15 protein-coding genes and 1 other annotated feature are annotated in these 14,687 nt (G+C 36.8%); of the genes, 7 read left to right on the top strand and 8 right to left on the bottom strand.

Annotated elements, in window-relative coordinates; all coding sequences use genetic code 11:
* Nucleotides 1–36 precede the first annotated feature (36 nt).
* Nucleotides 37–741: a Fic family protein gene (locus IGI87_RS03080; RefSeq protein WP_438736222.1), complete on the bottom strand. Its 705-nt coding sequence runs from the start codon at nt 739–741 to the stop codon at nt 37–39.
* Nucleotides 698–1,258, bottom strand: coding sequence for a hypothetical protein (locus IGI87_RS03075; protein WP_438736221.1), 561 nt, complete (start codon nt 1,256–1,258; stop codon nt 698–700). The genes IGI87_RS03080 and IGI87_RS03075 overlap by 44 nt, the downstream gene beginning before the upstream one ends.
* 248 nt (nt 1,259–1,506) lie before the next feature.
* Here IGI87_RS03075 and IGI87_RS03070 point away from each other — a divergent pair, with 248 nt between their 5' ends.
* Nucleotides 1,507–1,950, top strand: coding sequence for a DUF2798 domain-containing protein (locus IGI87_RS03070; RefSeq protein WP_104858179.1), 444 nt, complete (start codon nt 1,507–1,509; stop codon nt 1,948–1,950).
* A 95-nt stretch (nt 1,951–2,045) separates the two neighbouring features.
* Nucleotides 2,046–2,270 (top strand): DUF3955 domain-containing protein, encoded by a 225-nt coding sequence (locus IGI87_RS03065; RefSeq protein ID WP_438736219.1) that lies wholly within the window; start codon nt 2,046–2,048, stop codon nt 2,268–2,270.
* Nucleotides 2,271–2,324: 54 nt separating this feature from the next.
* On the opposite strand, the gene leuS is transcribed toward IGI87_RS03065, so the two are convergent.
* Nucleotides 2,325–4,739: a leucine--tRNA ligase gene (gene leuS, locus IGI87_RS03060; RefSeq protein ID WP_104855269.1), complete on the bottom strand. Its 2,415-nt coding sequence runs from the start codon at nt 4,737–4,739 to the stop codon at nt 2,325–2,327.
* Between the two features lie 121 nt (nt 4,740–4,860).
* Nucleotides 4,861–5,093: a binding site (T-box leader), on the bottom strand.
* 50 nt (nt 5,094–5,143) lie between these two features.
* Nucleotides 5,144–7,357 carry an autolysin gene (locus IGI87_RS03055; RefSeq protein WP_438736218.1) on the bottom strand — a complete coding sequence of 738 codons (2,214 nt, stop codon included), beginning with the start codon at nt 7,355–7,357 and terminating at the stop codon, nt 5,144–5,146.
* A gap of 316 nt (nt 7,358–7,673) precedes the next feature.
* Here IGI87_RS03055 and IGI87_RS03050 point away from each other — a divergent pair, with 316 nt between their 5' ends.
* From IGI87_RS03050 to IGI87_RS03030, 5 genes are all read left to right on the top strand, one after another.
* Nucleotides 7,674–8,333: a DUF1700 domain-containing protein gene (locus tag IGI87_RS03050; protein WP_438736217.1), complete on the top strand. Its 660-nt coding sequence runs from the start codon at nt 7,674–7,676 to the stop codon at nt 8,331–8,333.
* Nucleotides 8,333–9,358: a DUF4097 family beta strand repeat-containing protein gene (locus tag IGI87_RS03045; RefSeq protein ID WP_280211443.1), complete on the top strand. Its 1,026-nt coding sequence runs from the start codon at nt 8,333–8,335 to the stop codon at nt 9,356–9,358. The genes IGI87_RS03050 and IGI87_RS03045 overlap by 1 nt, the downstream gene beginning before the upstream one ends.
* Before the next feature lie 169 nt (nt 9,359–9,527).
* On the top strand, nt 9,528–10,178 hold the full coding sequence (locus IGI87_RS03040) for a phosphatase PAP2 family protein (protein ID WP_104855273.1): 651 nt from the start codon (nt 9,528–9,530) through the stop codon (nt 10,176–10,178).
* A gap of 15 nt (nt 10,179–10,193) precedes the next feature.
* Nucleotides 10,194–11,162 carry a TIGR01212 family radical SAM protein gene (locus IGI87_RS03035; RefSeq protein ID WP_010824435.1) on the top strand — a complete coding sequence of 323 codons (969 nt, stop codon included), beginning with the start codon at nt 10,194–10,196 and terminating at the stop codon, nt 11,160–11,162.
* A complete protein-coding gene (locus IGI87_RS03030) occupies nt 11,162–11,725 on the top strand; it encodes a class I SAM-dependent methyltransferase (RefSeq protein ID WP_104855275.1) in 564 nt (187 codons plus the stop codon). Before IGI87_RS03035 ends, IGI87_RS03030 begins: the two co-directional genes overlap by 1 nt.
* A 57-nt stretch (nt 11,726–11,782) precedes the next feature.
* Here IGI87_RS03030 and IGI87_RS03025 read toward each other — a convergent pair whose 3' ends face one another.
* The 4 genes from IGI87_RS03025 to IGI87_RS03010 form a co-directional block, all read right to left on the bottom strand.
* Complete coding sequence (locus tag IGI87_RS03025; protein WP_002363221.1) at nt 11,783–12,451, bottom strand: ABC transporter ATP-binding protein; 669 nt, start codon at nt 12,449–12,451, stop codon at nt 11,783–11,785.
* Nucleotides 12,452–12,455: 4 nt separating this feature from the next.
* Nucleotides 12,456–13,535, bottom strand: coding sequence for an ABC transporter permease (locus IGI87_RS03020; protein WP_104855276.1), 1,080 nt, complete (start codon nt 13,533–13,535; stop codon nt 12,456–12,458).
* A gap of 138 nt (nt 13,536–13,673) precedes the next feature.
* Nucleotides 13,674–14,279 (bottom strand): TetR/AcrR family transcriptional regulator, encoded by a 606-nt coding sequence (locus IGI87_RS03015; protein WP_002355664.1) that lies wholly within the window; start codon nt 14,277–14,279, stop codon nt 13,674–13,676.
* Nucleotides 14,280–14,341: 62 nt separating this feature from the next.
* Nucleotides 14,342–14,611 (bottom strand): hypothetical protein, encoded by a 270-nt coding sequence (locus IGI87_RS03010; protein WP_162782621.1) that lies wholly within the window; start codon nt 14,609–14,611, stop codon nt 14,342–14,344.
* Between the last annotated feature and the right edge of the window lie 76 nt (nt 14,612–14,687).

The raw sequence follows: 14,687 nt of genomic DNA, 5'->3' as shown, positions 1-14,687 counted from the left end.
CCTGAAGCTCTCAAAATCGAGAGTTTCAGGATTTTTTTATCCAATTGTTTCTTCAAATTGTTGAGTGATTCGATACGTTTTCGGTTTCTTCCCTTGAACTTGAATATACGCTTGTTTTTCTAATGTTTCCGTTATTCGCTTAACTTTTCCGTAGGACCAGTTTTGATTTTCTTGAATTTCTTTAATCGACACACTTTCGGTACCGTTTCTAAACATATGTGCTTGAATTAATAAAAACAGAACACTACATTCATCTTCAGATAACTTTGAATGTTTTAACCATTGCGTGGCTCTTTTCAACTGATTAGTCCATGTTCTCAGCTCTTCTAAAATTTCCGTTTGTCCTAATAAGATAAATTCATACATCGTCTGAACAAAAAGAGTTACTTCTCCTCTATTTCTTGGATTTGTGACTTCGGAAAAAGCTTTTTCATATTTTCTCTTATTATGGATTACGGCATTGGAAACAGTCAATCCTGTCAGTGGATCCAATTTTCTAGAGAGATAGTTAGACATCAAAAAACGGCCCATTCGTCCATTCCCATCATAGAAGGGATGAATATACTCAAAATAGTAATGACTGATACAACATTTAAGTAAACTTGGTAATGCTGATTGATTCATAAAAAGGATAAGTTTTTCTAGATCAGCTATAATACTTTCTTCGTTGGAACTACCTTGATGAACAACTTTGTCTTTATCGCCTAATATACACAACAGATTTCCTAAATAATAAACCATCTGGATAGTTTTCTTCTTGGATATCAGTTTTAAAGAGTTCATCATAGATTTCTCTAAATTGACCTAATGTTTCTATTTTTAGCATTTTATCAGTCACAATACCTTTATACATGTTTACAATACCCTGAAATCTTTCAGTTGAATTAGCATTTAATTTGTGTAAAACTTTGCTAATATCTTTTCTTGAACTTTTAACCCCTTCAATTTCATTCGTACTTTGTATCTCTTCAATCAATTGATAAAAAAAGATATTTTTTTGTACAATTTTTGGTAATTTATGTATATATCTCATTATTTCTTGAGAATTTTTCATAATTTTTTCTTGTAATACGCTGTGTTGAAGTAAAGGAACGTAGAATAACTCATAGGTTTCTTTTGTTTTCCGTTCTTCTTTGTCAAAAGGGTGGATAAATAACTTAGTTTGTAAAGTAGAATCAAAATTTAAACGTTCTTGATATTTCTTTTCAAAAGAATCTCTATTTTTATAAAAATCTACTTTTAGTAATTTATATGTCATTATACCCCTCTTTTCTTATTCTAAATTACAAAAAAACGTTTTTTTGTAATTTAGAATATCTTTCACTTCAATTTAACATTCAAAATTACAAAATTCAACTATTTTATAATTTTAAATTTACATAGAAAATTTAGCAAATTCTAACTTATGAAGAACTTTTATTTTTGCTACACTAGTAAAAGTCGAGAGAATTTGTCCTTTTTCTGCCTAGAACAATCATTACTCTCAATAAATGAAAGGAGAAAAAAATGCCTACTAATAAAAAAGAAGGACTGCTTTTTACCACGTTAATGTGCTTTCTGATGGTTTTCGGAATGAGCACCTATAATTTATTATTGCATGGAGAATTTTCATTGTACGCCTTATCAAAAGGTTTGCTTCCTGGTTTTATCGTTGCTTTTATTTTAGATGTTTTCGTCGTTGGTGTCTTAGCTAAGAAAATCGCTTTTTCTTTACCCTTTAATAAAGAAAAACGGCTATTGCTGATTCTGACAATTTCGAGCTTCATGATTATCGGCATGGTGACTTGTATGTCTTTATTTGGTTTATTAATGGAAAGCCAGACGTTGTCACTAAGTGCCTATTTCCAAGCTTGGGGCCTGAACTTTATTGTTGCCCTTCCTTATCAATTGCTGATTGTCGGTCCCTTTTCACGTATGATCTTAACCAATTACCAACAACGACAAACTTAGAAAATAGATTTCTTATCTAAGTTTTAACAGTTGCCTAAAAAAAGTTAACCTTTTTGATTTATCTTAGTGATAGTTCATTAAAGGAGGAACTGAAGTTGAAAAAATATCGTATTAACTTATTTCTTGGCTTGATTAGTCTTTTATTATTTATGATCTCTATTTTAGTTGGATCAACATTATCTAGCGATGGACTTTTAAAAAAACCCGCCTTTTTCTGTACGCCGCTCGGTTACTTTTTTCTCTTCATCGCCTTGCTTTCAGTTATAACAATCACATTTAAAGAACATATGAATCAAAAAGGTAAAACAAAACAGCCTTAAAAAGAGCCTGACGTGTCAAAACATCAGGCCCTTTTTTTATAAAAACATGTAAGCTTAATTTGCAACAATATTTACTAATTTATCTGGAACAGCAATCACTTTGCGCACTGTTTTTCCTTCAATAAATTCTTTAACAGCTTCATGGTTCATTGCAATTTGTTCTAATTCTTCTTTGCTTAACCCACGAGCGACATTTTGTTTGCCACGTAATTTTCCGTTCACTTGGAAAACTACTTCCACTTCATCTTCTACTAAGGCCGCTTCATCATAGGTTGGCCAAGGGACATAAGTTAAGCTTTCATCGTTACCTAAAATTTGCCATAGCTCTTCACCAATATGTGGCGCGATTGGCGCAAGTAATTGGACAAATCCTTCCACATATTCATAAGGTAAGGCATCCACTTTATTGGCTTCATTCACAAAAACCATTAATTGAGAAATCGCTGTATTAAAGTGCAAGTTCGCCATATCTTCTGTCACTTTTTTAACCGTTTGATGATAAACTTTCGTTAAACGGCCATCATTAATTGTGGTAATTCGATCACGCATTTTGCCTTCTTCATCAACAATCAGACGCCAAACGCGATCTAAGAATTTACGACTTCCTTCTAATCCATTTTCATTCCAAGCAATGGAAGCATCTAATGGGCCCATGAACATTTCATAAAGACGTAACGTATCCGCACCATATTTAGCCACCACATCATCCGGATTTACAACATTGCCACGTGATTTAGACATTTTTTCGTTGTTTTCTCCTAAAATCATGCCTTGGTTGTATAATTTTTGGAAAGGTTCTTTGGTAGGAACTACACCAATGTCATATAAGAATTTATGCCAGAAACGAGCATAAAGTAAATGCAATACCGCATGTTCGGCACCACCAATATAGATATCGACTGGTAACCAACGTTTTAATTTTTCAAAATCAGCAATTTCGTTTTTATTATGAGGATCAATGAATCGTAAGTAATACCAAGAGCTTCCAGCCCATTGTGGCATAGTATTCGTTTCACGTTTTCCTTTCATGCCGGTTTCTGGGTCGATGACATTGACCCATTCATCAATGTTTGCTAATGGTGATTCCCCAGTTCCGCTTGGACGAATATCCGACGTTACTGGCAAACATAACGGTAACTCAGATTCAGGAACCGTTGTGGTTGTCCCATCTTCCCAATGGATCACAGGAATTGGTTCACCCCAGTAGCGTTGACGAGAGAATAACCAGTCACGTAAACGATAAGACACTTCTTTTTTCCCTACGTGATTTTCTTCTAGCCACTCATTCATTTTAGCGATGGCTTCTGCCTTGTTTAATCCATTTAAGAAATCAGAATTGATATGCGGTCCATCACCTGTATAGGCTTCTGTTGTAATGTCGCCACCTGCGATTACTGGTAGGATATCAATGCCAAATGTTTTCGCAAATTCATAATCCCGTTCATCATGCGCTGGTACCGCCATGATTGCGCCTGTACCATAGGTTGCTAAAACATAATCACCAATCCAAATTGGAATTTCTTGGCCATTGACTGGATTGATAGCATACGCACCTGTGAAAACACCTGTTTTTTCTTTTGCTAAATCCGTTCTATTTAAATCAGATTTCTTTGAGGTTTCTTCGATATACGCTTCTACAGCTGCTGTTTGTTCAGGTGTCGTAATTTTTTTCACTAGTTCTAGTTCGGGAGCTAGAACAGTATAGGTTGCACCGAACAAGGTATCAGGACGAGTTGTAAACACCGTGAAACTTTCTTCCGTGCCAGCGACTTTAAAGGTCACATTGGCCCCTTCAGAACGCCCAATCCAATTTCGTTGCATATCTTTAATACTTTCTGGCCAATCAACAAGCTCTAAATCTTCTAATAAGCGATCTGCATAAGCGGTAATTTTCAGCATCCATTGACGCATTGGTCGGCGAACCACGTCATAACCGCCACGTTCACTTTTTCCATCAATGACTTCTTCATTTGAAATAACAGTGCCTAATTCAGGTACCCAGTTAACCGCGACTTCTGCTTCATAAGCTAACCCTTTTTCATATAATTTTGTAAATATCCATTGTGTCCATTTGTAATATTCAGGATCAGTGGTATTAATTTCGCGATTCCAATCATAGCTGAATCCTAGTGAATTAATTTGGCGACGAAATGTTTCGATATTTTTCTTAGTAAATTCAGCTGGGTCATTCCCTGTGTCTAACGCATATTGTTCTGCTGGCAAACCAAACGCATCCCAGCCCATTGGATGCAAAACATTATAGCCTTGCGCACGTTTCATACGTGAAAGAATATCAGTTGCTGTATAGCCTTCCGGGTGACCTACGTGTAAGCCTTGTCCAGATGGATAGGGAAACATATCTAGTGCATAAAATTTTTCTTTATTTGGGTCGTCCAATGTATTGAAACAATTGTTCTTAGCCCAATATTTTTGCCATTTTTTCTCAATCTCTTTGTGATTGTAGCTCATGTTATTCCTCCTAGTAATATAAAATTTTTCATTCTTAAAATTTGCCACCTGTAGCCATTGTCACTGTTCTGGCTTAGAATAGCCAATTAGTGTGAAAAAAAAAGTCCTATAGGAAAAATTCCTATAGGACGTGAACATACAAATGCACCGTGGTACCACCTAAATTCGTCAAAGAAACGGTCAGTCACCGTCACCTTAACCTCAAACGTCTTAACGGTCGTCACCGACTTTTCCTACTTGGTTTGTTCAAAAAAGTAACTTAAAGGCGAGTTCAAAAGCTTCTGTACGTATTTCCACCAACCATACGCTCTCTATTACATGGTTCTTTCTACTATTCCTTCTCATTGTTTTTTTCTATTATAAGACTCATGTTACCAAAGATAGCTATTTTTTTCAATCTTAAATTAACCAACTTTTAAAGTTTGACCAATATAAATTGTATCCCCGCTTAAGCCATTTAGTTGTTTGATTTTTTGGATGCTGATACCGTATTGCATGGATAAGCCCCAAAGTGAATCACCGCTTTTAACTGTATGGCGTTTGCCTGATGCACTATTTGTTGAAGAAGCATTGCCACCTGCAGAAGCGCCTTTTTTCACGATAATTGTTTGACCAGCAAAAATTAAATCGCCTTTGATCCCGTTCCATGAACGTAGATTAGCAACGCTCACGCCAAACTGTGCAGAAATTTTATTCAACGTATCGCCTGATTTAATCGTGTAGGATGTTGTCGCACCGCCACCATTATTCGTAGGCTTGTTCGTATTCGTTGAACCTGAGTTAGCGCCTTTTTTCACGATAATCTTTTGACCAGCAAAAATCAAACTACCGCTGATGTTATTCCAGGCTTGTAAGTTAGCCACACTAACACCGAATTGTGCAGAAATTTTGTTCAAGGTATCGCCTGATTTAATCGTGTAGTACGTATTCGTTCCTGATTGATTATTGTTAGAACCACCATTGCTTGAGCCACCGGTGTTACCTGAAGTACCTTTTTTCACAATAATTTTTTGACCAGCGAAGATTAAGTCGCCAGAAATGCCATTCCATGAGCGTAAATTAGCAACACTCACGCCATATTGGGCGGCAATTTTGTTCAAGGTATCGCCTGATTTAATTGTGTAGTACGTATTCGTTCCTGATTGATTATTGTTAGAGCCACCGTTGTTTGAGCCACCAGTGTTACCTGAAGTACCTTTTTTCACGATGAGCTTTTGACCAACGAAAATTAAATCACCCGAGATGCCATTCCATGAGCGTAAATTAGCAACGCTCACACCATATTGCGCGGCAATTTTATTCAAGGTATCCCCTGATTTTACAGTATAGTACGTGTTCGTTCCTGATTGATTATTGTTAGAACCACCGTTGCCTGAGCCACCAGTATTACCTGAAGCACCTTTTTTCACGATGAGCTTTTGACCAACGAAAATTAAATCGCCAGAGATGCCGTTCCATGAGCGTAAATTAGCAACGCTCACACCATATTGCGCGGCAATTTTATTCAAGGTATCCCCTGATTTTACAGTATAGTACGTGTTCGTTCCTGATTGATTGTTAGAACCGCCTGTTCCTGGATTAACTGTTCCGCCCCCAGTATTTCCACCAGAAGATGGTGTATCATATTGAGTTAAGTTATATGCGGTAATGACATTATTTAATTTAGCATTGTAGCTAGGATCTGTCGCATAACGACCTGTTAACCAAGCAGTTGCATCACGGTACGAGCTTGTATTACTTTTCCAAGCCCCAGCATAATAGTAAACGCCCGCTTGGAAAGAAGTTGTTTTTAGCACGTGCGCATTATCTTGGAATGATTCCATATAAGAAGGATATTTACGGAAGGGTTCCTTTTTCACTAACCATTTGCCGTTTAAATATTCCCATGTATCCATATAGACAGATTGTCCATTGTAGCTGCCTTTAATCCCAAATAAGTTATAGTTTGGTGCCTTAGATAACGTACTTGCCCCCCAACCACTTTCAACGATTGCTTGAGCCATCATCACTGATGCATATAAATCATTGGCTTGCGCAATAGGCTGTGCACAACGAGCTAACTCGGCAATAAATTCTGAAGGACTTTGCGTCGGTGATAACGCTGAAAAAGTTTGCGCAGAAGCTACTCTAGCTTCTGGTACTTTTACTTCATCATCGGGTGTAACCGCAGGCGCTGCTTCAGACTCGGTTGTTGAAGGAGCTACTGGCGCGATTTCTGCTACTGAAGAGTCAGTCGTGCCTGATTCCACAGGTGTAGTTGAATCAACTGTTGGTTGTTCGGTGCTTGGTGTTGTTGGTGTTTCTTTTGATGATTCAGTTGTCGATTCAGTCGTTGTTGACGAATCCGTTGTCGGTTGTTCCGTAGTTCCTGGCGTAGTTTCTGTTGTTGGTGTCTCTACTAAGCCAGTTTCCGTAGTAGGTGCTTGGGCAACTTCCGCATTTTTTGGCTGCTCTTCTGTTGCCTCAGCAGTCACTGGTAGTAACGCAACGGGCGTTCCTACAGATGAAACAATTAACGCCGAGCTGAATAAAGTAGTACTCTTCTTCCATTGTACTGGCGTTTTCTTTCTTTGTTGTGCTTTCCTTCTTTCGATACGTGACATTGATTCTTTCTTCATTGATACGTCCCCAACTTTCCTTTTTTAACTTATATGTAAATGTAATTTTTTAGTTTTGTTATTATAACAAGTATACCTTTTTTTCTGGCGAATTAAAAACACTTCAACAAAATTTCATATTACTGTAACCAGATTGTAAAGAAGTAATGTTTTTTAACATGGATTTACTCTCTTGTTACTACTCGAAAAAAAACTGCGACTTTAGTTGTAGGCACTTCTTTACCTTAGTCTGATTTTTTTAATTTCTCTTGTTATTCGCTCAAAAAGAAATTATAGTTTAAGATGAGAAATGAATCGTGTAGAAAGAGGGAGCGGAATGAATAAAGAACATTTTATTATTGAGCTGAAAATTTATTTAAAAGCGTTAAATCCAAAAGATCAAGCTATTATTCTTGCGAAATACAAGGCGTTATTTGATGCTCGTGTTGCGGAAGGCGAAACAGAAGAACAAGTGGCAAAATCATTGGGGAAACCACGGATTATCGCAGAAGAAATTTTAAAAGAACAAGGAATTGAATTGACGGAACGAAAAATTGAAAATAATGGCTGGCAAGAAATTCCAGCGGCTACACCTGCTTATGATCATCCCTATGAAGAAGAATCCGAATTTTACTACGATAATGATTCTCCTTACTATCAACGACCACAGCATCGGCCGCTAACCCGCTTTTTCCAAGTGCTTGGTATTTTCTGTTTAAATTTTTTCTTCATGTTTTGGGTTATTTTAGGGATTGTCTTAATGTACATCGGTTGTGGCATTGCCGGAGCTATAACTTTATTTTCACCAATTTTTGGTATTTATAGCGTTATTACCCAAGCGAATGCCGCTTCCTTTTTCCAATTATCTATGAGTCTCTTTTTATTTGGTGCATCAATCATTGGTTGGTTACTGTTTCTACCAATTTTAAAATTTTCAGCACATGTCTTTAAGCGTTATTTCCAATGGAACATTGCTGTTTTACGAGGTGATATCTAATGAAAAAAACAACAGGTATTCTCTTATCCATTGCTGTCTTAGCGATGCTAATTGGTGGATCTGGCGCCGTCTATTATTACAAACAAGCGGAAAAATCTGTCACGCCGCTAAAAGAAAGTTATACACTAAAAAATAAACAAGCAGGCGAAGAACTTCACTTATCCTTAAAAGGCACAGGTCCTTATACCATTTATAAAACTGATAGTAACAAAATGGCGTTACAATCACCGAATAATGCCTTTTATTCAAAAGCTGAAGGCACCTTAGATGTCAAAGAAGAAAAAAATAAAATAACAGCAACCATCAATACCACTCGTACACAAAACCAACCTGAGTTGTCATTTTTTAATATTGGTATTTTTAGTGACTTCACACCGAACGTGAGTGTCCAGATTCCTAATAACGTGAAAAAATTAGTGATTGATGGCTCAACCCAGTCACAAGTTTCATTGAATGCTTTTAACGTAGACGAATTAACAACTAATCTACCAAATTCTTATGTCAATCTATCGGGCGTTAAAGCCAAAAAAATGACGCTTAACTCCTCAGATGGTATCTACCTTTCTGCGGATACTTCCGCTAAAACAGCAACCGTTAAATCCACTAGCGGTGATATAACGTTGGATTCAGCCTACTTCGATGAAATCAAAAATACGACTACTTCTGGTGATATTCGAGTGCAAAATGCTCGCGGAAACATTCAAGCAACAACGACAGATGGCGATATCAGCGTCTATAATTTCAAAGGAGAAGCTAACTTTTCAAGTGAAAATGGTGATTTTTCTTTAGAAATGCCTGCTGTGCCTAAAAAATTAACTGTCGCTCTTGTCCATGGAGATATTTATGTAAATTCTGGGGAAATTTTGCGTAACATTTCAATCAAAGGTGAATCAAAATTAGGCGATGTTCAACTTTTAAACAAAGAGCGAACATCTTATAAAAATGGTCGTTCGGATACAGAATTTAACCTTTCTAGCGAGTTTGGCGATATTACCGTTGATACTCCTGACGACGATAATCAATAAACATGCGCCATCTAAAACATCTGTTCTGGCAGCACAATGAGAGATTGTGCTACCAGAACTTTTTAATATCTGTATTCCCTCCAATCAGGCAATAAAATTATCTTTTAATTTTTTACCCTTTTGATGGTATAATACGGATTGTTGCGATTAAATTTTGAAAGGATTTTTTATGAAAAACAAACTTTATTATCAATTTGCAGGTAGTTGTTTTCTTTTAGTATTTATGTTTTTAGGCTATGTTGTTCGTTTTTATCCAACTTGGCTCAAAGGCTTTGATCAAACGATTACTTCTTTTGTTCGTCGTCCTTTTCCACAGTTAAATAACTTTTTTATTTGGTACACCAAGTTTGCCAATTCATTGACGATTATCATCTTAGCAATCGTTGTCATTGCTCTGTTTATTGTTTGGAAATATTATGCTGAAGCATTATGGCTCTTTATTAATACTGCCTTAATTGCTGGCGTAGGTAATTCTTTATTAAAATTATTCTTTATGCGCCAACGTCCTACTTTGGAGCATTTAGTAACTGAACATACGTATAGTTTTCCTAGCGGACATGCTGTAGGAAGTACCTTGTTCTACGGCACAATTTTATTGATTCTGCCAATTTTCATTAAAAATAGAACGGTCCGCCTTTGTGTGCAAATTTTACTAGGTATTGGGATTTTCATGATTGGGGTTAGTCGAATCTATTTAGGTGTCCATTTCCCTAGCGATATCTTAGGTGGTTTTTGTCTCGGTTTAGCTTGGTTGCTATTAAGTTACCCTATTTATTTAGAAAAACGCTTTGTTTGGCGATTTCAAAGCAAACAACGCTAGAAAGAAGTCTTGATTATGCAAATTTTTCCTTATTCAGATGATCCAAATAAACGCTACCACACTTGGAACTATGCACTTCGTCAACAATTTGGTGAAAAGATTTTTAAAGTGCCAATTGATGGTGGCTTTGATTGCCCCAATCGTGATGGGACGGTTGCCAAAGGCGGTTGTACTTTCTGTAGTGTTTCTGGATCAGGTGACATGATTGTTGCACCTAGCGATCCGCTACCGCTTCAATTTCAAAAAGAAATCCAATTGATGCATCAAAAATGGCCAACTGTCGATCAATACATTGTTTACTTCCAAAATTTCACCAATACACATGCGCCAGTTGACGTTATTCGTCATCGGTTTGAACAAGTAGTCAATGAAAAAGGCGTCGTTGGTTTGTCCATTGGTACCCGTCCTGATTGTTTGCCTGATGAGGTGGTGAACTATTTAGCCGAATTAAACGAACGCTTTTATTTATGGGTGGAGTTGGGCTTGCAAACCACGTTTGAGGAAACTAGCGCTGCCATTAATCGCGCTCATGATTATCAAACATACCTAGATGGTGTGGCTAAATTACGGAAACACGGGATTCGGGTTTGCACACATTTAATTAACGGGTTACCTGGTGAAACACCTGCCATGATGCGCGAAAATGTGCGCCGAACTATTCAAGATTCAGATATTCAAGGGATTAAACTGCACTTACTTCATTTAATGACAAATACCAAAATGATGCGGGATTATAATGAAGGACGCTTACAATTGATGAGCAAAGAAGCCTATGTTTCGGTGATTTGTGATCAGTTAGAAATGATTCCACCCGAAATTGTTATTCATCGCTTGACAGGCGACGCCCCCTTTGAAACAATTATCGGACCGATGTGGAGCTTGAAAAAATGGGAAGTCCTCAATGCGATTGATGCGGAAATGAAACGCCGCAACAGTTATCAAGGAAAATATACTGTCATTTCAAGAAAGGAAGTTTTCAATTAATGCTACAAACAGCCCTACATTTTAGTCACCAACTTTTAAAAGAAGTGGTGGAACCTGGCGACTTCGTCATTGATGCAACAATGGGAAATGGTCATGATACAGCATTCTTAGCAGAGCTGGTTGGCCCTTCTGGGGAAGTTTTCGCCTTTGATATTCAAAAAGAAGCGTTGATCAATACAGAACAAAAGTTAACAGAACTTCATTTACTTCCACAAACTACGTTATTTCCATTAGGACATGAACATCTTCATGCTGTCCTAGATGAAGAAACAGAAATCACTGCCGCTATTTTTAACTTAGGCTATTTACCTAAAAGTAATAAGGAAATTATTACAAAACCCACTACGACTAAACAGGCGTTAGATGGGTTACTGCCTCATTTGGTAAAAGGAAGCCGCATTATTTTAGTCGTTTATTATGGCCACGAAGGTGGTTCAGAGGAACTTGATTTGGTCACTAATTACACGCAAGCCTTACCACAAGATGTTTACAGTGTCTTACGTTATGAGTTTATCAATCAAAAAAATCAGCCACCTGTTCTTTTCTGTATTGAAAAGAAATAAGAGAACATGATCGGATTGTCTCTAGCAATCCGACCATGTTCTCTTTTTTTTGTTTTGTTACTCTGTCAATTCACCATCACGAATACGAACCACTCGATCACAGTATTTTAACAAGCGCTCATCATGTGTCACCATGATAATCCCTTTATCTTTCTCTTTGGCCTCTTTCGCTAGCAATTGGACAACATCAAATGCCTTTTCTGTATCTAAACTAGCCGTTGGTTCATCTGCCAAAATTACGTCTGGTTCATGATACAATGCACACGCAATGGCTACCCGTTGCCTTTCCCCGCCAGAGAGATCACGAGGATAACTATTTCGTAATTCTTTTAAACCCAAAGTCTCTAACAATTGCTCTTTTAATTCACTATTTTTACGTGACTTATCAACTTTTTCAATTAAGTGAAATTGATCTTCCACTGTTAAAAATGGAACCAAATTAGAGCTTTGTAAAATAAAGCCGATTTTTTGAAAGCGTTGCGCCAAACGTTGCTTTTTCGTTAGCTTATTTAGTGATTGTCCGCCAACAATGACTTCGCCACTTGTCGGTGCCTGTAAACCAGCTGCAATCGTTAAAAAGGTACTTTTACCAGAACCAGAAGGACCAATTACTGCGACAAATTCACCTGGTTGAACCGCAAAAGATAATTCTTTTAATGCAATCACTTCTGTATGTTTTTCACCATATTTTTTATAAATATTTTTCATTTCTAAAACATTTGCCATGTCTCTAACCTCCAATCGCGATTAACGGATCAATTTTAGCAATCGTTCGAATTGAAAATGCTCCGCCAATTAATGCAGATAAAATCAATAGTACACTAAACAAAATCATGCGTGGTCCATTAGTTGCATAAGGCATTGCTTCTGGTAAAAAGAGCACGGTAATTCCCGTTAAAGCAAGACCAATTGCCACTCCTAAAACAGCCAATAAAGCGGTTTGTAGCATAACTGCCTTTGCTAAGAAACTTGTCGGTACCCCTTGAACTTTTAAGACACCGAACATTGCTGTTTTCTGTAAAGTCATCACAAAGATAAAAATACCGATAATGAACGCTGCAATCACAATCAAGAAATAAATCATGCCATCCAAGGTTAAGTTTTGAGCGCTGTATCCTGGCAGTTTTTCAATAAAATCTGAAATTGAAAGAACTTGGCTATCCTTATTAGTCGTTTTAACTTTCGCATTGTCCTTGCTGCGAACAATAAAACCATTAACCATTTTGGCCATTGCTGGATTGTCACCATATTTAATTGACCGCCAAGTATCCAGAGAAGTGTAAATAACTGGCACAATGTTATAGCTACTTTTAGAAATAAAGCCGACAATTTCTAATTGCTCATCATATTTCCCAGCCGTTAATTTGTCGCCAATTTTAAATCCTTGATTTTTCAATGTTTCTGAAGCAATCACTTGATTTTTATCAGTAAATGCGTTTCCTTCAATCACTTTTGGCATTAAAAAACTGTCTTTTTCAATCCCAAATAAGCTAACATTCGTTAATTCAGCCTTTTTATCATCTGCTGGGCGGATGGCTAGAGACTGCTGACCAATCGGTGCAATTTTGCCTCCTGAAATCGTCTCTTTCACGTTTTCATCTAACACTGATACATTTAAATTACTATTGGCCTCTTTTGATAAAACCACTTGATTCGCTTGCCATTGATCTACGGCTAAACGATTTCCTTGAGCTAAACCGTTCGCTAAACCTGACAAAATAAAAATTAACCAAGCAATCAAGACCATTACTAAGACTACAAGGACGTACCGTCCTTTTGAATACTTCATTTCATTAAATCCTAAAAACATGAATGGTTCACCTCTTTCTTCTTTTCGAAATAAACTATATCACTTATCAATCGATAAATCAATAATTATTTATCGATTGATAAGTGAATTTTACAAAAAAATAGAGAAGTCTGTTTTTCAACAGGGCTTCTCTATTTTTTATTTGTGACTTTTCAAAACGCCATGTAGCATAAATTGAATAAATTTTTTGACATCGTCATCCACTGTTTTTCGCTGGTACGTTTTTTCAATACTTAATAATGCACTAACGTTATATAAAATAAACCGAGTTGCATCATCTACACTGATGCCCTCTTGTAAGCAATTGGTTTCAGGTTCACTTTCAAAAATAGCCGCAATATTATTGATATAGGTTTTTTTGAAAATTTGATACAGCGTACGATTGTAATCAGGGCCCATTTCTTGAAACATGTCGTTCAACATTAAGAAAAGATTGGTCGGATGTTCATCTAACAAAACTTTGATTAATTGATAAAGTTTTTCTTCTACTGATGCATTTCCAGAAACAATTGGGACTAATTCTTCCTGAACACGGGACGTTAATTCTTCAATCACAGCTAAATACAGTTCTTTTTTATTTTTAAAATGGTGATAGAGATTCGGTTGGGTAATGTTCGCTTTTAAAGCAATTTCACGAGTGGAGGTATTTTTGAACCCCTTTGTCATGAATAATTCAGAAGCGACAGACAAAATAATTTGCCGTGTACGTTCTAAATCAGCTTTGCGTTTATTTGGCTTTTCCATGGTTTTCTCGCCCCCTGCTGCTTTTTATTTTAGCATATTCTCCGACAAGAAACGAGAGACCTTTATACAAAAAACGAAAAATATACAATCAATGTGCCTGCTATTTGGAGAAGAATCGCGCAATAATACCACCGCTGCAGATGTGTCAGCCAGCCTTTTTCGCCCCCAAAATAAATCAACCACTGCAGTCCATATAAAAAACTATTAGCCAACCACCAAAAAAGCAGCGCCGATTTTGTCCATCGATTCTCTCTGAATACACTCAATACAAACAAAGTATTTAGCACCAAAAACGTGCGCCGTAATTGCCGTACATTCCTGATTTTTTCCATTGATATTTCTCCTTTTTCTATTTAGCATAGCAAAAAAAGAAGCAAATGATAATGACTCATTTTGCTTCTTTTTCAA

It is taken from the genome of Enterococcus sp. DIV1444a (genome assembly GCF_051712125.1).
Lineage (GTDB): Bacteria > Bacillota > Bacilli > Lactobacillales > Enterococcaceae > Enterococcus > Enterococcus faecalis.
The sequence above is the reverse complement of the archived record's forward strand: the minus strand, read 5'-3'. Positions and strand labels throughout refer to the sequence as shown.